The following is a 24,837-nucleotide window of genomic DNA, read 5'->3' as shown; positions in this document are numbered from 1 at the left end:
TTATTTAACCTGTTTCAGCACGTCAGCAGTAATGTCTTTCGCGTTAGAAGCATAGGCAACGGCATTGGCGTCGATTACCACGTCATACCCTTCGCTGTCCGCCACTTTCTTCACTGCGTCCTGAATACGGCTCAGCAGTTTGTTACGCTCTTCCATCTGACGACGGCGGTTATCCTGATCGAAAGCCTGCGCTTTCGTCGAGAACGCTTCGCGCTGTGACATGATGTCTTTTTCCATGCGGCTGCGGTCGCTGGCCTTCATGGTTGAACCATCACGCTGCAGTTTCTGCATTTTAGTCTGCAGATCGCGCTCCTGGCTCTGCAGCTCAGTAGCACGGCCCTTGAATTCGTTTTCCAGCTGTTTAGCAACGGTCGCACGTTGCGGTAACTGTTGGAAAATGCTGGACACGTTTACCACTGCAATTTTGTCAGCAGCCTGAACGCCCGCGGAAACCGCTAAAGCAAGACCCAGACCTGCGGCACACAACAACTTTTTCACTATAAACTCCTTACCATCAACGTTTGTGTCAGCGACACAGTGTTGGCATCGTCCGGCTCCCGTCTGGCGCCGGCGCGATGCCGTACTACGACTCTGCTTCCGTGCTCAGAACCTTACCAGGTTTTACCGATGTTAAACTGGAACTGTTCTGCTTTGTCTCCCTCGACTTTTTTCACTGGCTGTGCGTAGGAGAACACCAGTGGTCCAAGTGGCGACATCCACTGCAGCGCAAGACCGGCAGAGACGCGAATGTTGTTCGGGTCGCTATAGTCCGGAATGCCCGCCGCGCGGGTTTCCGCGGTGTTCTGCCACTTGGTATCCCAGACAGTACCGGCATCCATAAATACCGAGGTACGTACTGAGTTTGCATATTTCTCGCTCAGGAACGGCGTTGGCGTAATCAGCTCAAGGCTGGCGATCGCCATGGCGTTACCGCCCACCGCATCGTCAGACTTACAGATGCCGTCCGGATCGGTCAGATTACAGCTCGACGAGCGATCGTTCAGGTAAGCGGCTTTCGGACCAATGGTGTTGGACTGGAAGCCACGCACGGTACTGGAACCGCCGGCGTAGAAGTTCTCATAGAACGGCATCTCTTTGCCACCGAGTCCGTCACCGTAGCCAACACGGCCACGACCCAGCACCACCCAGGTGCCATCACGGTTCAGCGGCACGTACTGCTGGGTGTCCAGCGTCGCTTTATAGAACGAGTTATCAGAGCCCGGGATGGTCACTTTACCGTTCAGGTTGGTACGGTTACCGCGCGTCGGGAAGAAACCACGATCGAGCGTGTTGTACGTCCAGCCGTAGTTGAAGGTGAAGTCATCCGCAGAGAAATCACCGTCATCATTCAGCCCCTGATGACGACCCACCGAGTCAAGGTAACGCCACATCGCCACCTGCGGACGCATGTTGGACAGGTCGTTGTGCACATAACCTAAGCCGACGCGCAGCGTGTTGTTTTCGTTAACCGGGAAGCCGAGCGTCCCGTCCACACCGTAACTTTTGTTGGTGTAGTCGGAGAGATCAGCATCATCCGCTTTAAAGTCGTTGTAGAAGAGGCGGCCGCCGAGGCTCACACCGTCCACCGTGAAGTACGGATCGGTGAGTGAGAATTCTGCGTAGGTCTGGTAGTCGTTCTTGGTACCGCTGATGCCGACGGTATTACCGGTGCCGAGCCAGTTCTCCTGGGTCACGCCAACCTGGAAGCTGACGCCACTCTCAGTACCGTAACCCACACCAAAGTTGAAGGTACCGGTGTTACGCTCTTTGACTTTGTAAACCACGTCTACCTGGTCTGGCGAGCCCGGAACGCGCTGGGTATCAACGTCCACGGTTTCAAAGTAACCGGTACGGTTCAGACGCTCTTTGCCCTGATCGACGAGGTCGCTGCCCAGCCATGCGCCTTCCATCTGACGCATTTCGCGGCGCAGTACGGCATCTTTCGAGGTATCGTTACCTTCAAAACGCACTTTATGCACGTAGTAACGGTTACCTGCATCAACGTTGATGTGCAGCTTAACGGTTTTATCCGCATCGTTGATCTCCGGCTGCGTCACCACGCGTGGATAGGCGTAGCCATAACGGCCCAGCAGCTTCTTGATGTCATCTTCCATCTGGGTGACTTTGGTGCCGTTATACAGCTCACCGTTAGGAATCTGCGTCAGGTGCTCAATTTCCGCCGAGTGGCCTGCCATGCTGCCGTTGACGATCACGCCGGCAATCTTGTACTGATCGCCTTCGGTGATGTTGACGGTGATGTAGATGCCTTTCTTGTCCGGCGTCAGGCTCACCTGCGTGGAATCAATATTGAAACGCGCATAACCGCGATCCAGATAGAAGCTGCGCAGGGTTTCGAGATCGCCCGCCAGTTTCTGCTTCTGGTATTTACGATCGCCCACCACGTTCCACCACGGCACTTCATCGCGCAGCTGGAAGCGGGAGATCAGTTCGTCTGAGCTGAACGCTTTGTTGCCGACAATGTTGATCTGCTGGATCTTGGCCGAGACGCCTTCCTGGAAGACGAATTTCAGATCGACACGGTTACGCGGCAGCGGCGTCGCGATGGCTTTGACGCTGGCGGTATATTTACCGACGCTGTAGTAAAAGTCCTCCAGCCCCTTCTCGATGGAAGAGAGCGTGGTGCGGTCAAGCGCTTCGCCAACGCGCACACCGGAGGCCTCAAGGTTCTCCTTCAGCTGATCCTCTTTCACCGCTTTGTTACCGGAGAAGGTGATGCTGGCAATGGTCGGACGTTCCTTCACCTGAACAATCAGGGTGGTGCCGTCACGCAGAACCTGGACATCTTCAAAGTTACCGGTAGCGAACAGTGAGCGAATGGTGTTTCTGATGTCATCATCATTCACCGTATCACCGACGCGTACCGGCATGCTGAGCAGAGCCGCGCCGACGGCGACTCGCTGTAGACCTTCGAAATGAATGTCCTTCACTACGAAATCGTCTGCACCGTAAACGGTGGCGCTGCTAAACAGCAGCGACGCTATGAGCAACTTTTTCATCGCCATCGTTGTTATGCGTTTTCCTAACACATCCCGCGCCTGTCTGCGTTCCAGCGATTACAGGCGAGAGAAATCATTGAAAAGTGCAAGCCCCATTAAAAGCACCAGCAAAATTGAGCCGATGCGATAACTGAAGTCCTGAACTCGCTCGGACACCGGTCCACCTTTGATCTTTTCGATCGCAAGAAAGAGCAGATGTCCACCATCTAAAACCGGCAGAGGGAACAGATTGATGATCCCTAAGTTGACGCTAATCAGCGCGAGGAACATCAGGTAATAAATCACCCCATATTCAGCTGACAATCCGGCACCCTGCGCAATCGAAATTGGCCCGCTCAGGTTATTCAGCTTGACGTCCCCGGTTATCAACTTGCCCAGCATCGAAACCGTCAGCTTCATCAGTTGCCAGGTTTTGACACCGGCTTCACCAATCGCGGCGAAAGGTCCGTACTGTTTTACCGTTTTGTACTCATCCGGCAGCGGGATCACACGCGGGATCACCCCGGCAAAACCTTCCGCTGCGTTGCCCGGTTTCGCTTCCGGCGTTAGCGTCAGCGTTAACGGTTCACCGTTACGCTCAACCTCCAGCGCCATGTTTTTGCCGGGATTATCCCGAACCTGAGCCGCAAAAACCTGCCATTGCGTTAATGGCTGACCATCGACTTTAACGATCCTGTCGCCGGCTTGCAAACCGGCAGCACTTGCCGGTGAACGTGCCTGCACTTCTGCCAGCGTGGTTTCGATTTGCGGCCCGCGCGGTCGAATACCTAAAGCGACCACCGGGTCCTGTTTGTCCGGTTCAAATTGCCAGTCACGCAGATTGAGCTGCTTCTGCTGCGTCGCCTGCTGACCAAACTGTGACACGGTCAGCGTGGCGCTGCTGTCGCCGATTTTACCGATCAGCGCCAGGCGCACAGCATCCCAGTCAGGCGTTTCGATACCGTCAACCGCTTTAAGTTCCATGCCGGAGGTAATTTGCGCTTCTGCCGCGACGGAACCGCTCATAATTTCGCCGACCACCGGGCGAACACCCGGCACACCATGGATGAACACCACCCAGTAGGCAAACACGGCAAAGATGAAATTGGCGATGGGACCGGCGGCAATGATTGAGGCACGCTGCAGCACGGTTTTATTGTTGAAGGCCTGATGACGCAGCTCAGCGGGCACGCTCTCTACGCGCTCGTCGAGCATTTTGACGTAGCCACCGAGCGGAATCAGCGCGATCACGTATTCCGTGCCCTGGCGATCAGTGCGACGCCACAGGGCTTTGCCGAAACCGATCGAGAAGCGTTCTACTTTGACACCGCAGCGACGCGCCACCCAGAAGTGGCCGAACTCGTGCACCGTAATCAGCACGCCGAGCGCCACGATAAAGGCGACAAAACTCCAGAGTATGCTCAACATCGTCGCTTATCCTCAGAGGGTGCGGAACACCAGCAGCAGCAGGCAGGCAAATACCGGCACCGCGGCTGTCAGGCTATCAATGCGATCGAGGATACCACCGTGCCCCGGAATCAGGTTACCGCTGTCTTTGATACCGGCTTCACGTTTGAACATACTTTCCGTGAGATCGCCCAGCACGGAGGCCAGCGTGGCAATCACGGCGCAGATAATCAGCGTGCCCGGCGCCACCGATAGCGGGGCCAGCAGCGCAAACAGCCAGGCGATAATCGCCGATGACAGCAGTCCGCCAAAGAAGCCTTCCCAGGTTTTGCCCGGCGAGACTTTCGGCGCCAGCTTATGCTTGCCGAACAGACGACCAAACATGTAAGCACCGGAATCCGCGCCCCAGACGAGGAACATCACGAACAGCAGCCACCAGGCGCCGGCGAAATGGTCGGTGTCATAGTGATACTGGCGCAGCGCCATCATGCCCCAGAAGAACGGCACCACGGTCAGCACGCCAAACAGCAGGCGCAGCGGACGCGATGCGCGCCACAGCGCAGCGGAGGCCGGATAAAACAGCACGAGAAACAGCGCGACAATCCACCAGCCCAGCGAGGCCCAGAGCGAGCTCTCCATCTGGAACTGGTGCAGATTACGTTGATAGGGTTGCAGGGTGAACAGCATCACCGCCAGCAGCAGGCCGCATAGCACCGCCAGCCAGATACGCTGCTGACGCGTTGCCATCCCCGCCAGCTGCCCCCACTCCCAGGCGGCAAGCATGCAGATGATGATGGTGGTAATCGCAAAACCGGACAGCGGCAACCAAAACAGAGCAGCGATCACCAGCGGAATCAGAATAAACGCGGTGATCAGACGAGACTTCAGCAAAGGTTACCCCCAGGTTGCTCAGGCGCCGCCTGGTGCAGCGCCGCCATAGCGTCGCTCCCGCAGAGAGAATGCATTCAGTGCACCTTCAAAAACGTGTTCATCAAAATCAGGCCAGAGAACATCGGTAAACCAAAACTCAGCATAGGCGATCTGCCACAGCAGGAAGTTGCTGATCCGATGCTCTCCCCCGGTCCTTATCACTAAATCCACCGGCGCCAGCTCCTGCATACACAGATGCGGAGCCAGACTTTCTTCAGTTATCTGGTCAGGACGTAGCAGTCCTTCCTGAACCTGTTCAGCCAGTTTTTTTACACCCTGGATAATATCCCAACGGCCACCATAGTTGGCAGCAATGTTGAGGGTGAGTCCATCATTTTGCTGAGTCAGTTCCTCGGCGCGGCGAATGCGTTCCTGAATGCGGTTATTGAAACGGCTGATATCACCAATAATGCGCAGACGCACATTGTGCTTGTGCAGGCTTTTGACTTCGCTGTCGAGCGCCCAGACAAACAATTCCATTAAGGCCGTCACTTCCTGTACCGGTCGGCTCCAGTTTTCACTGCTGAACGCATAGAGCGTGAGCGCTTCCAGCTTGTTGCTGACCGCAAAGCTGACAGCCCGGCGTACTGATTTTACCCCGGCTTTGTGGCCTGAAATACGCAGTTTGCCCTGATTTTTTGCCCAGCGACCATTACCATCCATAATGATGGCCACGTGACGTGGCGTGCAGTACGACCCGTCATCGATTGTATTGTGATTGTTGGACGACATAACGCGTAATAATTCCTTTCATCAGAAATGCTGTGGTTTCTGAATACATTGCGCCTGCGGCAAACGCCGGAAACTTCACCGGATGACATCGAAACAATGTCGGGCCGTAAAACGCGAGCGAGCGACTATACCATTTTCACCCTGAGCGAACAAATAGCGCCACCATCAACCGGCTAAACGAAAGCGCGGCAGCAACGCCGTGGCCCGCACGCGTGCAATCCGATCAATCTCCATCACGTCATCCACGCTGCCCGGCTCCTGACACTGCAGGGTTGCCAGCACTTCACTGTTGATGGCCGCGATATCGGTAAAGCGAATCTGATGCTGCAGAAATGCCGCTACCGCGACTTCATTGGCTGCGTTCAGCGTGGTGGTGGCCGCCTGTCCGGTTGCGCATGCATCGATTGCCAGCTTCAGGCAGGGATAGCGTGCGTAGTCCGGCTCAGCAAACGTCAGCGCCTTCATTCGGGTGAAATCAAGCGGCGTTACGCCTGCGGTAATACGTGCCGGCCAGGCCATGCTGTGGGCGATTGGCGTGCGCATATCGGGTGAACCCATCTGTGCCAGCACGCTACCGTCGCAGTATCGCACCATGGAGTGAATCACCGACTGCGGATGCAGGATGACCTCCATTTGTGCGTCGGTGGCGTTAAACAGCCAGCGGGCTTCAATGTATTCAAGACCTTTATTCATCATGGTGGCCGAATCAACGGAGATTTTACGCCCCATTGACCAGTTCGGATGCGCACAGGCCTGATCTGGCGACATAGCGGCCAGCTCGGCTAATGGCGTGTCACGAAAAGGACCACCCGATCCCGTAAGGAGAATCGACTCGATGCCATTCTCCCGCAGATCAGCGTACCCCAACTGATGCTGTATGGAAGCGGGCAAACTCTGAAAAATGGCGTTGTGCTCGCTGTCAACCGGCAGCAACTGCGCCTGATGCTGGCGCACCGCCTCCATAAACAAACGGCCGCATGTGACAAGCGATTCTTTATTGGCAAGCAGGACGGTTTTGCCGGCGCGAATGGCGGCCAGCGTCGGTTGTAAACCGGAAGCGCCCACAATGGCGGCCATCACCTGATCGACCTCATCCAGCGCGGCCAGTTCGCAGGCGGCCTGAACGCCGGAGAGCACTTCCGTATCTATGTTGAGTGCTTTCAGTCGTTCACGCAGCGCCGCAGCGGAAGCGTCATCGGACATCGCCGCGTAGCGCGGTTTAAATTGCTGACACTGTTCGGCCATCAGCGCCACATTCTGACCTGCCACCAGCGCAGTCACCTGATAGCGCTCAGGATGCGCCGCCACTACCGCCAGCGTGCTGGTGCCAATTGAGCCGGTCGAACCCAGCAGAGTTAATCGCTTCATGGTGCTGTCCCTGTGAAGTCGTGGTGCGCGCCCGCGCGTACGCCGGGCACAATGTAAAACGCCGCCAGAGTCGTACTACGTCTCTGAACGGCGTTTTGTCAGGCAAATGACGGAATCAGAATTCCATCAGTTCCTTCTCTTTCTCGGCCAGCGCCGCATCAACGTGCTTGATGCGAACGTCGGTCATTTTCTGGATCTCGTCCTGCGAGCGACGTTCGTCGTCTTCGCTGATCTCTTTGTCTTTCAGCAGCGCCTTGATCTTGTCGTTCGCGTCACGGCGCACGTTGCGCACGGAAACACGGCCCTGCTCGGCTTCGCCACGCACAACCTTGATCAGATCTTTACGACGCTCTTCGGTCAGCGCAGGCAGTGGAACACGAATGTCGCTACCGGCTGAGCTTGGGTTGAGGCCGAGGTCAGAAGCCATGATAGCTTTCTCGACTGCCGGACCCATTGAGCGATCGAACACGTTGATTTTCAGCGTGCGTGAATCTTCAACGGTGACGCTGGCCAGCTGACGCAGCGGCGTTGGCGTACCGTAATATTCCACAACGATGCCGTCGAGCAGTGAAGGCGAAGCACGACCGGTGCGCACTTTGCTGATGGTGTTTTTGAATGCTTCCACGCATTTGTCCATGCGCGTTTCAGCATCTTTTTTAATATCGTTAATCACGTTGAAACCCTTGGATTCGGTTTGACCTGGCCACTTCCGGACGCAGCGGAACGGAAACGGTATCGATAAACATCGATCATCCTGAATGCTGCGCGACAGCAGTGCAGCGCGCCAACAGAATATACCTTATTTTATCCTGCGTCGGGTATTAATGCGTAATCAGGGTGCCTTCTTTTTCACCCATCACCACGCGACGCAGCGCGCCAGGCTTGTTCATATTGAAGACGCGGATCGGCAGTTGATGGTCGCGCGCCAGCGTAAAGGCGGCCAGATCCATCACTTTCAGCTCTTTTTCCAGCACTTCACCGTAGGTCAGCTGTTCGTACAGCGTGGCATCCGGATTTTTCACCGGGTCGGCTGAGTAGACGCCGTCGACCTTGGTGGCTTTCAGTACCACGTCCGCTTCGATTTCGATGCCGCGCAGGCAGGCCGCTGAGTCGGTGGTAAAGAACGGGTTGCCGGTACCGGCAGAGAAGATCACCACGCGGTTATTGCGCAGCAGGCTGATGGCTTCTGCCCAGCTGTAGTTATCACACACGCCGTTCAGCGGAATCGCCGACATCAGGCGCGCGTTAACGTACGCACGATGCAGTGCGTCACGCATTGCCAGGCCGTTCATCACGGTCGCCAGCATCCCCATGTGGTCGCCGACCACGCGGTTCATACCTGCCTGCGCCAGACCCGCGCCACGGAACAGGTTACCGCCACCAATTACCACACCCACCTGAATGCCCAGCTCAACCAGCTCTTTCACCTCTTGCGCCATACGGTCAAGTACGCTCGCGTCGATACCAAAACCTTCGGCACCCTGCAGTGCTTCGCCGCTCAGTTTCAGTAAGATACGTTGATATACAGGTTTTGCGTTGGTCGCCATGGTCAATTCTTCCTGGAAGATAAGATGAATGAGAAGTTAAATCTGATCGATCATCCGCTTAGCGCGTGAGAAAAGCTATTGGGATGAGACTGAAAATTGCTGCGCCAAAACGCAGACAAAAAAGAACCGCCTCTCGGCGGTTCCTGCAAACCATTAAGACTGTTTGGACATGGCAGCAACTTCGGCTGCAAAGTCAGATTCGACTTTCTCAATGCCTTCGCCCACTTCGAAGCGGATGAAGTTGATCACGTCAGCGCCTTTCTCTTTCAGCGCCTGGCCAACAGTTTTGCTCGGATCGATAACGAAAGCCTGACCGGTCAGAGAGACTTCGCCGGTGAATTTCTTCATACGGCCTTCAACCATCTTCTCTGCGATCTCTTTTGGCTTGCCAGACTGCATCGCGATGTCCAGCTGAACCTGGTACTCTTTCTCAACCACGTCAGCAGAAACGTCTTCTGGCTTCACGAACTCTGGCTTGCTGGCAGCAACGTGCATCGCAATCTGCTTGCTCAGCTCTTCATCAGCGCCGGTGGTAGAAACCAGTACGCCGATGCGCGCGCCGTGCAGATAGCCGTTCAGCTCAGCACCTTCGAGGACAGCAACACGACGGATGTTGATGTTCTCACCGATTTTCGCAACCAGTGCCACGCGCTCTTCTTCGAACTGCGCTTTCAGAACTTCCACATCAGTCACTTTACCGGCAGCAGCAGCGTCCAGCACTTTGTCAGCAAAGGCCTGGAAACCGGCATCTTTTGCCACGAAGTCAGTCTGGCAGTTCACTTCCAGAATCACGCCATAGTCGCCAGCGATTTTGGTTTTGATCACGCCGTCAGCAGCCACGTTGCCTGCTTTCTTAGCAGCTTTGATCGCACCAGACTTGCGCATGTTCTCGATCGCCAGCTCAATGTCGCCGTTCGCTTCGGTCAGCGCTTTTTTGCAGTCCATCATGCCTGCGCCAGTACGCTCGCGCAGTTCTTTTACCAGTGCAGCGGTAATTTCAGCCATTCCAGAATCCTCGATTCGTCTCGCAGTGCTTTCACACTGTCAGAAACTTGTTGCGGAAAATTTACTTGCCCCGCCAGCCCGAACAGGGTGCGTGACTAAGTGAGATAAATAAAGGGGCCTTCACGGCCCCTTAACAGATCACATCTGATGTCTAAGGGCTCTCAGAAAGAGCGAACCTTATTAAGCTTCAGCAGCTTCTTCAGCCTGCTCAGCCAGGTCCTGTGAACGGCCTTCGCGCACGGTAGTGGCAACGGCAGTCAGGTACAGGCTTACAGCACGGATCGCATCGTCGTTACCTGGGATAACGAAATCAACGCCGTCTGGATCAGAGTTAGTATCAACGATAGCAAATACCGGGATACCCAGGTTGTTTGCTTCTTTGATTGCGATGTGTTCGTGGTCAGCGTCAACAACGAACAGTGCATCCGGCAGACCGCCCATATCTTTGATACCGCCCAGGCTGTTTTCCAGCTTGGCCAGCTCACGAGCACGCATCAGTGCTTCTTTCTTGGTCAGTTTGTCGAAAGTACCGTCCTGAGACTGAGTTTCCAGATCTTTCAGGCGTTTGATTGACTGACGAACGGTTTTCCAGTTGGTCAGCATACCACCCAGCCAGCGGTGGTTAACGAAGAACTGGTCGCAGCTCAGCGCAGACTCTTTTACCGCTTCGGCAGCAGCGCGCTTGGTACCAACAAACAGAATCTTACCTTTACGGGAAGAGATCTTGTTCAGCTCAGCCAGGGCTTCGTTGAACATTGGTACGGTTTTCTCAAGGTTGATGATGTGAACTTTGTTACGCGCACCAAAAATGAATGGCTTCATTTTTGGGTTCCAGTAACGGGTCTGGTGACCGAAGTGAACACCAGCCTTGAGCATGTCGCGCATGGAAACAGTTGCCATGATTACCTCTAAAAGTTTGTTTGGGGTTGGGCCTCCATGTATCCCATACAACCGACCTCTTACGAGGCACCCCGGCGTACGTGTCGATACATGTGTGTTTTAGTACACATAATGAGATTTATGCGTTTCCTGCCCTCTCATACGAGGTGACAGAGAATCGTCGGCGCGCTTTATACCACAATGCGCAGGAATACGCCAACAGTTGTTAGCATGAGCGGCAGGGTATAATCCCGATTTGGCAGCCCATTTGCTGACTGCTAACATGACTGCCACAGAACTCATTATTGTCGAAAATTGCGGCGATTGCGGATTATTTAATGGCCATTTCAATCAAAACCCCAGAAGAAATCGAAAAAATGCGCGTGGCGGGCCGTCTGGCTGCCGAAGTGCTGGAGATGATTGCTCCACACGTCGTGCCAGGCGTCACCACCGGCGAGCTTGACCGTCTGTGCCACCAGCACATCACCGAAAAGCAGCAGGCCATTTCAGCCTGTCTCGGCTACCACGGTTTCCCGAAATCAGTGTGTATTTCGGTCAACGAAGTGGTATGTCACGGTATTCCCAGCGACGATCGCGTGCTGAAAGACGGGGATATCGTTAACGTCGACGTCACGGTGATCAAAGATGAGTACCATGGCGATACGTCAAAGATGTTCATCGTCGGCAAACCGACGATTCAGGGCGAGCGCCTGTGCCGGGTTACGCAGGAGAGCCTGTACATTGCGCTGCGTCTGGTGAAGCCGGGCATTCGCCTGCGTGAACTGGGCCGGGCGATTCAGAAATACGTGGAAGCACAGGATTTTTCCGTGGTTCGCGAGTATTGCGGACACGGCATCGGTAAAGGCTTCCATGAAGAGCCGCAGGTGCTGCATTACGATGCCGACGACAGCGGCGTGGTGCTGCAGGCTGGCATGACATTTACCGTCGAACCGATGGTAAACGCCGGTGATTATCGCATCCGCACCATGAAAGATGGCTGGACGGTGAAAACCAAAGATCGCAGCTTGTCCGCACAGTATGAGCATACTATTGTGGTGACGGAAAACGGCTGTGAAATCCTGACGCTGCGCGCCGACGACACTATTCCAGCGGTGCTGGAAAACAACGCGTAACGCTCGTCATCAGGATAACAGGCCGGCTCAAAACGAACGCCTGTCAGTTTAGGTTCACCCATCCCTGCACCTCCCGTAGCGGCGCCATCAGTTGCGCGTTAACCCGCGCCGCTACTGCGGTGATGTCACGGACGGTGGCTAACTGAACGGCATCACGGCGTTAAGCCCGCTTTTTATGGCGCAGAAGAGGCATGTTGATGAGTGGTAGCGTGACCGAAGCAGTACACAAAGGCCTGACCGATTCCCCCGCCAGCTGGCCAGACGACGCGCTGACGCGCGACAAACTCAAACAGTATCTTGAACAGTTCCAGCAGCATCTGGGCAGCGCTTTTGACGCTGGCAGCGATATCGAATCACTGATTGATGCGCGCACGCTGTTTATCGATCGCCTGCTGCGCCGGCTATGGCGACTGTTTGGCTTTGACCAGATGAAAGAGATTGCGCTGGTGGCGGTGGGCGGCTATGGCCGCGGTGAGCTGCATCCGCTGTCGGACATCGACGTGCTGATCCTGAGCCGTCAGCCACTGGACGAAGCTGCCGCGCAGCGCACCTCAGAACTGCTGACGCTGATGTGGGATCTCAAGCTGGAGGTCGGCCACAGCGTACGCACGCTGGAAGAGTGTCTGCTGGAGGGCTTGTCGGATCTCACCGTCGCCACCAACCTGATTGAGTCGCGCATGCTGACCGGCGACGTGGCGCTGTTTCTCGAACTGCAAAAGAATATCTTCAGCGACGGTTTCTGGCCGTCGTCACGCTTCTTCGCCGCCAAAATTGAGGAGCAGCTGGAACGCCATCAGCGTTATCACGGCACCAGCTACAACCTCGAACCGGATATCAAAAGCAGCCCGGGCGGGCTGCGCGACATTCATACTCTGCAGTGGGTCGCGCGCCGCCACTTTGGCGCCACCACCATGGATGAGATGGTCGGCTTTGGCTTTCTCACTGAAGCCGAACGCAATGAGATCAATGAGTGCCAGGAATTTCTCTGGCGCATCCGTTTCGCGCTGCACCTGACGCTGCCGCGCTACGATAACCGCTTACTGTTCGATCGCCAGCTCAACGTGGCACAGCGCCTCAACTATGGCGGCGAAGGCAATGAGCCGGTTGAGCGCATGATGAAAGATTTCTATCGCGTCACGCGCCGTATCGGCGAGCTGAACCAGATGCTGCTGCAGCTGTTTGACGAAGCCATTCTGGCGCTGTCGACCACCGAGAAGCCGCGCAGCATCGATGAGGATTTTCAGCTGCGCGGTAATCTGATCGACCTGCGCGATCCCACGCTGTTTGAGCGCGAGCCGCAGGCGATTCTGCGCATGTTTTACGTGATGGTGCGTAACGAAACCATCACCGGCATCTATTCCACCACGCTACGCCAGCTGCGCTACGCCCGCCGTCATCTGCAACAGCCGCTGTGTCAGATCCCCGAAGCGCGCCGCACCTTTATGGCGATTCTGCGCCATCCAGGCGCGGTAAAGCGCGCGCTGCTGCCGATGCATCGCCACAGCGTACTGTGGGCTTATACGCCGCTGTGGGGCAATATTGTCGGCCAGATGCAGTTCGACCTGTTTCACGCCTACACCGTGGATGAGCACACCATCCGCGTGTTGCAGAAGCTGGAAAGTTTTGCCGACGAAGCCACGCGCCCGATGCACCCGCTGTGCGTCGAGCTGTGGCCGCGCCTGCCACAGCCGGAGCTGCTGCTGATGGCCGCGCTGCTGCACGATATCGCCAAAGGGCGCGGCGGCGACCACTCGATTCTTGGCGCGCAGGACGCGCTGGACTTTGCTGAGCTGCACGGCCTCAATTCGCGCGAAATGCAGCTGGTGGCGTGGCTGGTGCGTCATCACCTGCTGATGTCGGTGACTGCTCAGCGTCGCGACATTCAGGACCCCACGGTGATTCAGCAGTTTGCTGAAGTGATGCAAAATGAAAACCGGCTGCGCTATCTGGCCTGCCTGACGGTTGCCGACATCTGTGCCACCAATGAAAGCCTGTGGAACAGCTGGAAACAGAGCCTGCTACGTGAGCTGTTCTTCGCCACCGAAAAACAGCTGCGCCGCGGTATGGAGAACAGCCCGGATCTGCGCGAGCGCGTGCGTCATCACCGGCTGCAGGCGCTGGCGCTACTGCGCATGGAAAATCTCAACGAAGAGCGCCTGCACCATATCTGGAGCCGCTGCCGCGCCGACTACTTCCTGCGCCATACGCCCAACCAGCTGGCGTGGCACGCGCGGCATCTGATCAATCATGACCTCAGCAAACCGCTGGTGCTGGTGAGCCCGCAGGCCACGCGCGGCGGCACCGAGATCTTCATCTGGAGCCCGGATCGCCCTTACCTGTTTGCCGCCGTAGCCGGAGAACTCGATCGCCGTAATCTGAGCGTGCACGATGCGCAGATCTTTACCAGCCGCGACGGCATGGCCATGGACACCTTTATTGTGCTGGAGCCGGACGGCAGTCCGCTGGCAGCGGATCGCCATCCGCTGATTATCCAGGCGCTGGAGCAGGCGATCACCCAAACGCAGTGGGTGCCACCGCGTACGCGCCGGCCGTCGTCACGTCTGAAACACTTCAGCGTCGATACCGAAGTCAACTTTTTGCCCACCCATACCGACCGCCGCAGCTATCTGGAGCTGGTGGCGCTGGACCAGCCAGGTTTGCTGGCGCGCGTCGGCGAAGTGTTTGCTGACCTCGGCGTTTCGCTGCACGGCGCCCGCATCAGTACCATCGGCGAACGGGTGGAGGATTTGTTCATCCTTGCCAACAGCGAACGACGTGCGCTGGATGCCGAAATGCGCTCCGTGCTGCAACAACGGTTGACAGAGGTACTTAATCCAAACGATAAAATGTGACCCGGCTTCCATTCTTCACGTTGCCGATGCATTGGCCTGGTGACCCGGCCCATCCGTGGATCTCGCCGCAATGAGCGCGCCACCGTTCTGCAGCATGAAGGATGTTTGCCCGATAATTTTACTCTGCACGCCAACTGGCGTGCATCCGCAATGACAGACTCAGGAATTAAATATGCAACAGTTACAGAGCGTTATCGAATCTGCCTTTGAACGCCGCGCCGACATTACGCCGACCAGCGTAGACAGCGCCACCCGTGAAGCGATCAACCAGGTGATTGGCCTGCTGGACAGCGGTGAACTGCGCGTGTCAGAAAAGATCAACGGCGAATGGGTAACGCATCAGTGGCTGAAGAAAGCGGTACTGCTGTCGTTCCGTATCAACGACAACCAGGTGATCGACGGAGCAGAGACCCGCTTCTACGACAAAGTGCCGATGAAATTTGCCGGCTGGGATGAAGCGCGCTTTAAAAGCGCCGGCTTCCGCGTCGTGCCACCGGCGGCGGTGCGTCAGGGTGCATTCATCGCGCGCAACACCGTGCTGATGCCGTCCTATGTCAACATCGGTGCGTATGTCGATGAAGGCACCATGGTAGATACCTGGGCCACTGTCGGCTCCTGTGCGCAGATTGGTAAAAACGTGCACCTGTCCGGCGGCGTCGGCATCGGCGGCGTGCTGGAACCGCTGCAGGCAAACCCAACTATCATCGAAGATAACTGCTTTATCGGTGCCCGTTCCGAGATCGTTGAAGGCGTGATCGTCGAAGAAGGTTCGGTAATCTCCATGGGCGTTTACATCGGCCAGAGCACCAAAATTTATGACCGCGAAACCGGTGAAGTGCACTACGGCCGCGTACCGGCGGGTTCGGTGGTGGTTTCCGGTAACCTGCCGTCTAAAGATGGCAGCTACAGCCTGTACTGTGCGGTGATCGTGAAGAAAGTCGACGCGAAAACGCTGGCAAAAACCGGCATCAACGAACTGCTGCGCACCATCGATTAAGTTTTTTCTTCCCGCTTATTTTTATACCCACGGGCCTGTATTCAGGCCCGTCATTTTTTCTTTACACTCCTGCCGCTATTACCTGTTTCGCGCCGCGAATTAACAGGTGCGTTTGTTTTTCAAACAGGTCATAATCCGCGCCAGTTAACTCCGGTCGCGCACTGTTCATCCCGGTTTTTGTGTCTACAGTTGATTAAGTATGCCGTAAGCGTTCGGTTCGTTGCGCTTATTACGCAGCCGAATGATGATGATAATCCTGCGCGCTCACTCACTCTCAGATGGAATATAAACGCTATGTACGACAACCTGAAAAGCTTAGGTATCAGCAATCCTGAAGACATTGACCGCTACAGCCTGCGTCAGGAAGCCAACAACGACATCCTGAAAATCTACTTCCGCAAAGACAAGGGCGAGTTCTTCGCCAAAAGCGTGAAGTTTAAATACCCGCGTCAGCGCAAAACCGTGGTGGCCGATCACACCACCCAGGGTTATAAAGAGATTCAGGAAATCAGCCCTAATCTGCGTTACGTGATCGACGAACTGGATCAGATCTGCCAGCGCGATCAGGTAGAAGTGGATCTGAAGCGCAAAATCCTCGCCGATCTGCGCCATCTGGAGAACGTGGTGTCGAACAAAATCGCGGAAATCGAATCCGATCTCGATCAGCTGACCCGCAACGGTCGCTAATTCCCGCCACTTCTCAGGCCAGCCATTGCTGGCCTTTTTTATGCCTGCTCATCAAGCTGCAGCGCCACATACAGCAGCAGCCGATCGTCAAAGTTCGCCAGGTTGAGGCCGGTCAGTTCCGAGATGCGGTTCAGGCGGTACTCCAGCGTATTGCGATGAATAAACAGCGCACGCGCTGTGGCGCTCGGCTGCACGTTATGACTGAACCACGCAACCAGCGTGCGCCGCAGCAAACCGTTATTGTCCATACTTTTCAGCTTTGCCAGCGGACGTGCCAGCTCGCTGGCCTGCCAGCCGCCGCGCAGGCTATCCAGCAGCACTGGCAGCACCAGATCCTGATAGAAGAAGCTCCGCTGCTGCGGCATGCGCTGTTTGCCCACCATCATGGTGGTGCGGGCGGTGCGGTAAGAGCGCGCAATGCTGCCGGGCCCGGTAAAGAAATTGCCGAGCGCGATACGCATCCGCACCTGGCCGCTCTCTTTCATGCGCTGCAGCAATTGATCGACGCGGCGGCGATGATCGTCCTGATCGTAACGGCCATGGGCATTCAGCGCTGGCTTCAGCACTACCATTTCGGTGAGCGAAACAATGGCGATCAGGTTGTCGCGATCGGGCGTGGTCAGCAGCGTCTGTAATTGCTGCAGCTCCGACATCGCGCTATCGACCCCCAGCTGTCCGCTGTCCACTTCCACCACCGCCACCACACGCGGCTGATTGAGATCGATGCCCAGTCGCTGCGCCCATTCGTTCAGCGCTGGCGACAGCGTATCGCTGCGGATCAGGTTCAGCACCAGCTCCTCACGCAGGCGGCTGTCCTGCGCCAGCATATGCAGCAGGCGCGCCTGTTCCAGCATCATCTCTGCCGTCATGCACACCAGCTCGCCGTAGTGGCGTAGCGTGCTGGGCTGGCCGGTGAGGCCAATCACGCCGACGATGTCGCCATCAATGCGCAGCGGCAAATTGATGCCCGGCCGCACGCCGTGCAGGTGTTTAGCCACCGCTTCGTCAATATCAACCACCCTGCCCTGTGACAGCACCAGCAGCGCGCCCTCGTGCAATTCGCCAATACGCTCGCGATCGCCACTGCCAATAATGCGGCCGCGCGCATCCATCACATTGACATTACTGTCGATAATTTTCATGGTGCGGGCAACGATATCATGAGCCAGTCGCGCATCAAGATGATAGGTGGCCATCAAACACTCCAGAATTCGGGACGAACCGACAGAATACGCATCCCGATTGCCCCTGGCATTGTGCAACTGCACATAGCCGCAGGGCGATTACCGGAATTGCGGCAGCGGTCACACTGGGAAGGCACAGATGACTGGGGGCGCAGCAACATACAGGCAATAAAAAAGGCGAGCCGCAGCTCGCCTGAGAGACCAATAAAAGGATCACTGCATCAGCAGATAGAGGCTGCTGTCGCCGCGCTTGACGTTGAGCGCCAGCACCGACGGTTTGGTGTCGAGGATTTTACGCAGCTCACCAAGGTTGCTTACCGCCTGCTGGTTCACACCGAGGATCACATCGCCTTTCTTCAGGCCGATACGTGCCGCAGCGCTGCCGGCTTTCACGCTGTCAACGCGCACGCCCTTCTGGCCGTTGCTGTCAACGTTACTGAGATCGGCGCCTTCAATGCCGGTGTAAATCGTCGCGGACTGCACTTTATCCTGTGAGCTCTGCTGCAGCTCAACCGTCACGTTCAGCGGTTTGCCGTCGCGCAGCAGGCCCAGCTGCAGTTTGGTGCCGACTGGCAGCGAGCCGACTTCCGCACGCAGGGCAGCAAAGCTGGTCAGCGCTTTACCGTTCATAGAGACCACCACGTCGCCCGCTTTTACGCCGGCTTTCGCCGCCGCTGAGTTTGGCAGCACCTGGCTGACAAAGGCACCGCGCTGCGCATCCACTTTCATCGCTTTGGCCAGCTCGGAGTTAAGCTCGGTGCCCATAATGCCCAGCTCGCCGCGTTTCACCTGGCCATACTCCACCATCTGCGCGGTCAGGTTTTTCACCATGGAACTCGGGATGGCAAAGCCGATACCGATGTTGCCGCCGTCCGGTGCGAGGATCGCGGTGTTAATACCGATCAGCTCGCCGTTCAGGTTAACCAGCGCACCGCCGGAGTTGCCGCGGTTGATGGCGGCATCAGTCTGGATAAAGTTTTCGTAATTTTCGACGTTAAGGCCGCTGCGCCCCAGCGCCGAGACGATGCCGGACGTGACCGTTTCGCCCAGGCCGTACGGGTTACCGATGGCCACGGTGTAATCACCGACGCGCAGATTGTCGGAGTCTGCGATCTTAATTGCCGTCAGGTTTTTCGCATCCTGCAGCTGGATCAGCGCGATGTCAGACTGCGGATCTTTGCCGATGACCTTAGCATCGTAGCGACGGCCATCGCTCAGCTGTACCTGAATTTTGGTGGCGTTATCCACCACGTGGTTATTGGTCACCACATAGCCTTTGTCGGCGTTGATAATTACGCCGGAACCGAGCGCGCGGAATTGCTGCTTCTGCGCGTTGGCGCCATCGTCGCTACCCTCACCGCCGCCGCCCTGGCACATGGGTGAACCCTGGAACGGCGATCCGTCCTGACAGAACGGGGAATTATCGCCAAAGAATTGCTGGAACTGCTGCGGCATGCGCGGGGTTTTCACCGTAGTGCTGCCTTCCACGCTGATACTGACCACGGAAGGCATCACTTTTTCCAGCATGGGTGCCAGGCTGGGCAGTTGCTGACTGGAGGAAGACGCTGTCTCCGCCGCGAAAACACTGACAGGGCTTAACGCCATGCCCAGACTAAGCGCCAGCGCACTTAACATTAATGTGCTTTTTTTCATTCGTCTGTGTCTCTCTGAAATTAACGTGCAGACCATTGCTGTGGTCGTGATGATGAGATTAAGTTTTTAGCGCGAAGTTCCTGATAAAGTATTGGGTAAAGGTAAAAATTTATTCTTCGTCTTTACAAAACTGCGCTTATTCCACCGCCATCAACCGACGATACTCATCCCAGGCGTAATTGTCCGTCATCCCGCTGATATAGTCCTGAATCAGCCGCGAGCGATAATAACGTTCCCATAACAATCGCTGATATTTATGCTGCACCACCAGGTTACGCATCTGTTGCTGATAAGCTTTACGATGTTTACCGGAAAGTTTATGAAACAGTCGGGTTTCGATCGGATGTTTCGCGAGAAAATCCTCATTCATTAACGTGGTAAACTGTTCATAATCGAGCTGCATTAGCGACTGATAAATTTCCAGTAATCCTTTAATGACCCGATACCCCTGTAATTCCAGCTGCTCAACTTCAGGGTGATTAAACACCTGCTGGCGCGCCACGGTTTTAAATAATTTTAACAGGCGCCCTTCATCACCGTCGTCTTCCAGCAGCGCATGGTTAAAGTTGCCGGCAAAAATGGCAGGTAAATTATCAACAAAGCGGCGCACCGCATGGCTGACCAGCACGCTCTGGACGTAAACCCGCAGCGACATGAAAAATTGATCGCTAATACTGCGACGCTTTTTCTGATTGGCCTCTTTCCACGCTTCATTAATGGTGCGGCTGAACGCGTCGCCGGGTTTCACCGGGCCCCAGGCGTTGAGCAAAGAATGATAGAGCGTATCGACGGTGAAGATGTCTTTTTCTACGGCGTCATCAAGGTCGGCAATACAATAGGAGATATCGTCAGCCGCTTCCATTATCCATGTCAGCGGATAACGGTGGTGCTCAGGTATATCCGTTGCCGCGCGGAGATCGGCCACATATTCACGTTCGGATAAATAGAAACCCGGCTTTTTCATTAACACGCTGAACTCCGCCGGCTTATCACCCTGCCACCACGCCGGCGCGGTGTATTTTAAAATACACGCTACCTGCGCATAGCTAAGATTTAGCTGCAGCAGGGTATGCACCAGCCGAATGGCCTGCGCATTCCCTTCGAAATGGCACAAATCCTGACGAATCATTGCATTTAACCGGTCGAAATCGGCACGCTGCGCGTCATCCGCCACGCCCGCCACCAGCGGATCCACCAGTTCGGCCGGCAGGTTGTCATCAAACCAGTCATTGATCGCCGCTTCACCAAAATGGCCAAACGGCGGGTTGCCGACGTCGTGCAGCAGGCAGGCCATCTCCACCAGGCTCTCGACCGCGCCCTCAAAGCCATCGAGGCCGTAAGCCGCCAGCCCGCCGCCCTGGGTTTTCAGCGTATGCAGAATCTCTTTGGTGATGTAACGCCCGGTTTGCTGCACCTCAAGCGAATGGGTCAGGCGCGAACGCACGGCCGCATTCCGCTCCAGCGGAAACACCTGGGTTTTTTGTTGCAGACGGCGAATCGCGGCAGAATTAATAATGCGTCCACGATCGCTTTCAAAGTGGCGGGTAATAAAGTATTCGCCTTCGGGATCTTTGCGGCTGGTATAAGGGCGGGTGAAACTGATCTTCTTCCTGAAATTGATCGTCGCCATTGTTACCCCTTATTTTTTCCTGAATTGATCCCCATTGAGCCATGTTAGACTATGCCTCACTTTAGCCTTATACATCCATAACTACAGCGAGATTCTTTATGAAAGCAGGCATTATTGGCGCGATGGAGCAGGAAGTCACACTGCTGCGTGACAAAATTGAAAACCGTCAGACGCTGACGCTGGCCGGCTGCGAAATTTACACCGGTACGCTCAACGGCGTTGAGGTGGCTCTGCTGAAATCGGGCATCGGCAAAACCGCGGCGGCGCTGGGTACCACGCTGCTGCTGGAGCTGTGCAAACCGGATCTGGTGATCAACACCGGTTCCGCAGGCGGTCTGGCACCAACCCTGCAGGTGGGCGATATCGTGGTGTCCGATGAAGTGCGTTATCACGATGCCGATGTCACCGCTTTTGGCTATGAGCCTGGTCAGATGGCGGGCTGCCCGGCGGCGTTTGTCGCGGACAGCGCGCTGATTGCCGCCGCAGAGCAGGTGATCAAACAGCTGGATCTCAACGCGGTGCGCGGTCTGGTGGTCAGCGGAGACGCCTTTATCAATGGCGCCGCGCCGCTGGAGCGTATCCGCAGCACCTTCCCGCAGGCGATTGCGGTAGAGATGGAAGCCACGGCGATTGGTCACGTTTGCCATCAGTTTAAGGTGCCGTTCGTGGTGGTACGCGCTATTTCTGACGTGGCCGATAAAGCGTCGCATCTGAGTTTCGAAGAGTTCCTCAGCGTGGCGGCTAAACAGTCGTCGCTGATGGTGGAAAACCTGCTGGCTCAGCTGGCGCGTGGCTAAATATCTGCTGCTCGGGCTGTGGCTGCTGTGCCACAGCCTGCTGGCCGCACCGCGCGTCATTACCCTGTCGCCGCATCTCACTGAACTGGCGTTTGCCGCCGGCATCACGCCGGTGGCGGTGAGCGCCTGGTCAGACTATCCCGCCGCTGCTCGCCAGCTGGAGCAGGTGGCGAACTGGCAGGGCATTCGCGTTGAACGCATTGTGCAGCTCAGACCGGATGTGGTGCTGGCCTGGCGCGGCGGCAATCCGCTGCGCCAGGTGGAGCAGCTGCAGCGTCTGGGCATCCATGTGGAATGGATCGATCCGCAATCACTCGATCAGATGATTGACGCGCTGGCGGCGCTGCAGCGCTGGAGCCCACAGCCCCAGCGGGCCACCGCGGCCGCACTGGCGTTACACCAGCAGCTGCAGACGCTGCGTCAGCGCTATCAGCAGCAAACGCCAGTGCCGCTGTTTCTGCAGTTTGGCCAGCAGCCGCTGTTTACCGCCGCGCGCAGCACGCTGCAGAATGAGGTCATCACCCTGTGCGGCGGTCGCAATATCTTTGCTGACAGCAGCGTGAGTTGGCCTCAGGTGAGCCGGGAGCAGGTGCTGACGCGGCACCCGCAGGCGATTGTCACTGGCGGTGATGCCAGCCGTGCCGCCAGCGTCGCGCGCTTCTGGCAGCCGCAGCTTAACGTGCCGGTGATTGCGCTTAACGATGACTGGCTGAGCCGGCCGGGTCCGCGCCTGCTGCTGGCGGCAAAGCATTTGTGCGAAGCTTTACATCCGACGAAAAATAAAGCATTACCAGACTAAAGATTCGACGATTCATGTCGAAAATCAAATAACAAGGCACAGCGGCCACGTATGCTCTGTGCCCTTTTAGCGCGTAGCGCACTTTTGACATCACCAGGATTTCACCATGACCAGAGCGCTGCTGCTGGCCATAGGGCTGATCGTGGCTGCACCGATCGGTGCGGCAACCACCACGGGCTCTATCGCCGTCTCGCTGACGATCTTCTCCCGCTGCGATATCTCACGCCCGAGTGAGCAGACGCTGCCGTCTGTTGACTGCGGCCGGCATTTCAGCGCGCAGCCGCGCGTGACACAAAGCGTACTGAACCGCGATGCGTTGCGCCGTGAAACGGCTCGCTTAGTGACAATTGAGTGGTAAATCATGGCTGCCAGAACGGCAGCCAGCCCAGCATCAGATGCTGAAAGAGGAGCCGCAGCCGCAGGTGGTTTTGGCGTTGGGATTGGTCACGATAAAGCGGGAACCTTCCAGACCTTCGGTGTAGTCAACCGATCCACCCACCAGATACTGCAGGCTCATCGGATCAACCACCAGCGCCACACCCTGCTTCTCGATGGTCATGTCGCCGTCATTCATTTGATCGTCAAAAGTAAAACCATACTGGAAGCCACTGCAGCCCCCGCCGGTGATATATACGCGCAGTTTCAGCGCCGGATTCTCTTCATCCGCAATCAGGTTTTTTACTTTTTTCGCTGCTGCATCGGTGAACTGCAGAGGCAGCGCGGCTACGTCGTCACTCATCTTTTACTCCGGGTAAACGTCCAGGTCAGAAAACGACCTCAATTTCGCTATTATCTGCCAGCCGTCCAGTGCAATCAAGTAGCGCCCTTGACACTGTGTGCCGCCAGTTATGGCATAAAGTATAGCAATGTCGCAGGCGCAAGCGGCCGCGCGCCTTTCTTCACCGGCCGCTCTTCCGTAGAATGGCGCCAGATTTTTTCCAGAACAGCAGGAGCCGAACCATGAGTAAGTCAGAAAACCTGTATGCCGAAGCACAACGCCTGATCCCGGGCGGCGTGAACTCCCCGGTGCGTGCCTTTACCGGCGTGGGCGGCGTGCCGCTGTTCATCGAACGCGCCGACGGTGCCTATCTGTATGATGCCGATGGCAAAGCCTATATCGATTACGTCGGCTCCTGGGGACCGATGGTGCTGGGCCACAATAACGCCACCATTCGCAATGCGGTGATCGAAGCCACCGCGCGCGGCCTGAGTTTTGGCGCGCCGACCGAGATGGAAGTGAAAATGGCCGAGCTGGTGTGCGAGCTGGTGCCGAGCATGGATATGGTGCGGATGGTTAACTCCGGCACTGAAGCCACCATGAGCGCCATCCGCCTGGCGCGCGGTTTCACCCAGCGTGACAAAATCATCAAATTTGAGGGCTGCTACCACGGCCATGCTGACTGCCTGCTGGTGAAAGCCGGTTCCGGTGCGCTGACCCTCGGCCAGCCCAACTCGCCGGGCGTGCCGGCGGATTTTGCCCGTCACACCCTGACCTGCACCTATAACGATCTCGACTCGGTGCGCGCGGCGTTTGAGCAGTATCCGCAAGAGATCGCCTGTATCATCGTCGAACCGGTGGCAGGCAACATGAACTGCATCCCGCCGCAGCCGGAATTCCTGCCGGGCCTGCGTGCGCTGTGTGATGAGTTTGGCGCGCTGCTGATTATTGATGAAGTGATGACCGGCTTCCGCGTGGCGCTGGGCGGTGCCCAGGCTTATTACGACGTTACGCCAGACCTGACCTGCCTCGGCAAGATCATCGGCGGCGGTATGCCGGTTGGTGCCTTTGGCGGCCGCCGCGAAGTGATGGCCGCGCTGGCCCCCACCGGCCCGGTGTATCAGGCGGGCACGCTGTCCGGCAACCCGATTGCCATGGCCGCCGGTTTTGCCTGCCTGTCGCAGATTGCGCAGCCTGGCACCCATGCGACCTTAACCGCACTCACCGACCAGCTGTGTGCTGGCCTGCTGGCGGCGGCAGAGGCGGAAAATATTCCGCTGGTGGTGAACCACGTCGGTGGCATGTTCGGTATTTTCTTCACCGACGCCGACAGCGTGACCTGCTACGCCGACGTGACGAAGTGCGATGTGGAGCGCTTTAAGCGTTTCTTCCATCTGATGCTGCAGGAAGGTGTTTACCTCGCGCCATCGGCCTATGAGGCCGGCTTTATGTCCCTGGCGCACAGCCAGGAAGATATTCAGCGCACCGTCGATGCCGCCCGCCGCTGCTTCGCGCAGCTGTAA

General features: G+C 56.6%; 22 protein-coding genes. 8 read left to right on the top strand and 14 right to left on the bottom strand.

Annotation, left to right across the window (positions count from 1 at the left end; genetic code table 11):
• The 10 genes from skp to rpsB form a co-directional block, all read right to left on the bottom strand.
• Positions 1–498 carry a molecular chaperone Skp gene (gene skp, locus F3I21_RS15465; protein WP_021507482.1) on the bottom strand — a complete coding sequence of 166 codons (498 nt, stop codon included), beginning with the start codon at positions 496–498 and terminating at the stop codon, positions 1–3.
• Between the two features lie 113 nt (positions 499–611).
• Positions 612–3,023: an outer membrane protein assembly factor BamA gene (gene bamA / locus F3I21_RS15460; protein WP_150059281.1), complete on the bottom strand. Its 2,412-nt coding sequence runs from the start codon at positions 3,021–3,023 to the stop codon at positions 612–614.
• A 51-nt stretch (positions 3,024–3,074) separates the two neighbouring features.
• Complete coding sequence (rseP, locus tag F3I21_RS15455; protein WP_058759530.1) at positions 3,075–4,424, bottom strand: sigma E protease regulator RseP; 1,350 nt, start codon at positions 4,422–4,424, stop codon at positions 3,075–3,077.
• A gap of 12 nt (positions 4,425–4,436) precedes the next feature.
• Entirely contained in the window at positions 4,437–5,294 is an 858-nt protein-coding gene (gene cdsA, locus F3I21_RS15450) for a phosphatidate cytidylyltransferase (protein ID WP_010616187.1), read from the bottom strand.
• A gap of 18 nt (positions 5,295–5,312) precedes the next feature.
• Positions 5,313–6,065, bottom strand: a complete 753-nt coding sequence (ispU, locus tag F3I21_RS15445) for a (2E,6E)-farnesyl-diphosphate-specific ditrans,polycis-undecaprenyl-diphosphate synthase (protein WP_058759529.1) — start codon at positions 6,063–6,065, stop codon at positions 5,313–5,315.
• 165 nt (positions 6,066–6,230) lie between these two features.
• On the bottom strand, positions 6,231–7,433 hold the full coding sequence (gene ispC / locus F3I21_RS15440) for a 1-deoxy-D-xylulose-5-phosphate reductoisomerase (RefSeq protein ID WP_150059270.1): 1,203 nt from the start codon (positions 7,431–7,433) through the stop codon (positions 6,231–6,233).
• Positions 7,434–7,548: 115 nt separating this feature from the next.
• On the bottom strand, positions 7,549–8,106 hold the full coding sequence (frr, locus tag F3I21_RS15435; protein WP_021507488.1) for a ribosome recycling factor: 558 nt from the start codon (positions 8,104–8,106) through the stop codon (positions 7,549–7,551).
• A 148-nt stretch (positions 8,107–8,254) separates the two neighbouring features.
• The gene (gene pyrH / locus F3I21_RS15430) at positions 8,255–8,980 is read right to left on the bottom strand and encodes a UMP kinase (protein WP_010616191.1); all 726 of its coding nucleotides are present in this window, start codon (positions 8,978–8,980) and stop codon (positions 8,255–8,257) included.
• A 153-nt stretch (positions 8,981–9,133) separates the two neighbouring features.
• Positions 9,134–9,985, bottom strand: coding sequence for a translation elongation factor Ts (tsf, locus tag F3I21_RS15425; RefSeq protein WP_058759527.1), 852 nt, complete (start codon positions 9,983–9,985; stop codon positions 9,134–9,136).
• Positions 9,986–10,165: 180 nt separating this feature from the next.
• A complete protein-coding gene (rpsB, locus tag F3I21_RS15420; protein ID WP_031279692.1) occupies positions 10,166–10,885 on the bottom strand; it encodes a 30S ribosomal protein S2 in 720 nt (239 codons plus the stop codon).
• A 317-nt stretch (positions 10,886–11,202) separates the two neighbouring features.
• On the opposite strand from rpsB, the gene map reads away from it, so the two are divergent.
• From map to F3I21_RS15400, 4 genes are all read left to right on the top strand, one after another.
• Complete coding sequence (map, locus tag F3I21_RS15415) at positions 11,203–11,997, top strand: type I methionyl aminopeptidase (protein WP_021507491.1); 795 nt, start codon at positions 11,203–11,205, stop codon at positions 11,995–11,997.
• A 197-nt stretch (positions 11,998–12,194) separates the two neighbouring features.
• The gene (gene glnD, locus F3I21_RS15410; protein WP_021507492.1) at positions 12,195–14,849 is read left to right on the top strand and encodes a bifunctional uridylyltransferase/uridylyl-removing protein GlnD; all 2,655 of its coding nucleotides are present in this window, start codon (positions 12,195–12,197) and stop codon (positions 14,847–14,849) included.
• A 172-nt stretch (positions 14,850–15,021) separates the two neighbouring features.
• Positions 15,022–15,846, top strand: a complete 825-nt coding sequence (gene dapD, locus F3I21_RS15405; protein WP_021507493.1) for a 2,3,4,5-tetrahydropyridine-2,6-dicarboxylate N-succinyltransferase — start codon at positions 15,022–15,024, stop codon at positions 15,844–15,846.
• A 294-nt stretch (positions 15,847–16,140) separates the two neighbouring features.
• Positions 16,141–16,533 (top strand): DUF3461 family protein, encoded by a 393-nt coding sequence (locus tag F3I21_RS15400; protein ID WP_010616197.1) that lies wholly within the window; start codon positions 16,141–16,143, stop codon positions 16,531–16,533.
• Positions 16,534–16,571: 38 nt separating this feature from the next.
• On the opposite strand, the gene F3I21_RS15395 is transcribed toward F3I21_RS15400, so the two are convergent.
• The 3 genes from F3I21_RS15395 to dgt form a co-directional block, all read right to left on the bottom strand.
• Positions 16,572–17,729: a CdaR family transcriptional regulator gene (locus F3I21_RS15395; RefSeq protein WP_150059269.1), complete on the bottom strand. Its 1,158-nt coding sequence runs from the start codon at positions 17,727–17,729 to the stop codon at positions 16,572–16,574.
• 201 nt (positions 17,730–17,930) lie between these two features.
• A complete protein-coding gene (gene degP / locus F3I21_RS15390; RefSeq protein WP_150059268.1) occupies positions 17,931–19,370 on the bottom strand; it encodes a serine endoprotease DegP in 1,440 nt (479 codons plus the stop codon).
• Between the two features lie 136 nt (positions 19,371–19,506).
• Positions 19,507–21,000: a dGTPase gene (dgt, locus tag F3I21_RS15385; protein ID WP_150059267.1), complete on the bottom strand. Its 1,494-nt coding sequence runs from the start codon at positions 20,998–21,000 to the stop codon at positions 19,507–19,509.
• Between the two features lie 98 nt (positions 21,001–21,098).
• Here dgt and mtnN point away from each other — a divergent pair, with 98 nt between their 5' ends.
• The 3 genes from mtnN to F3I21_RS15370 all read left to right on the top strand — a co-directional run bounded on the left by mtnN (position 21,099) and on the right by F3I21_RS15370 (position 22,954).
• Positions 21,099–21,797, top strand: a complete 699-nt coding sequence (gene mtnN, locus F3I21_RS15380; RefSeq protein WP_021507498.1) for a 5'-methylthioadenosine/S-adenosylhomocysteine nucleosidase — start codon at positions 21,099–21,101, stop codon at positions 21,795–21,797.
• Entirely contained in the window at positions 21,790–22,596 is an 807-nt protein-coding gene (btuF, locus tag F3I21_RS15375) for a vitamin B12 ABC transporter substrate-binding protein BtuF (protein ID WP_058759523.1), read from the top strand. Before mtnN ends, btuF begins: the two co-directional genes overlap by 8 nt.
• Positions 22,597–22,702: 106 nt before the next feature.
• Positions 22,703–22,954, top strand: coding sequence for a hypothetical protein (locus tag F3I21_RS15370; protein WP_021507500.1), 252 nt, complete (start codon positions 22,703–22,705; stop codon positions 22,952–22,954).
• A 33-nt stretch (positions 22,955–22,987) separates the two neighbouring features.
• Here the strand turns inward: F3I21_RS15370 and erpA are convergent, their stop codons facing one another.
• Complete coding sequence (erpA, locus tag F3I21_RS15365; RefSeq protein ID WP_021507501.1) at positions 22,988–23,335, bottom strand: iron-sulfur cluster insertion protein ErpA; 348 nt, start codon at positions 23,333–23,335, stop codon at positions 22,988–22,990.
• A gap of 221 nt (positions 23,336–23,556) precedes the next feature.
• Between erpA and hemL the strand changes: the two genes are divergently transcribed.
• Complete coding sequence (gene hemL / locus F3I21_RS15360) at positions 23,557–24,837, top strand: glutamate-1-semialdehyde 2,1-aminomutase (RefSeq protein ID WP_150059266.1); 1,281 nt, start codon at positions 23,557–23,559, stop codon at positions 24,835–24,837.

Source organism: Pantoea sp. B_9 (genome assembly GCF_008632015.1).
Lineage (GTDB): Bacteria > Pseudomonadota > Gammaproteobacteria > Enterobacterales > Enterobacteriaceae > Pantoea > Pantoea dispersa.
This window is presented reverse-complemented; position numbering and strand designations above follow the sequence as displayed.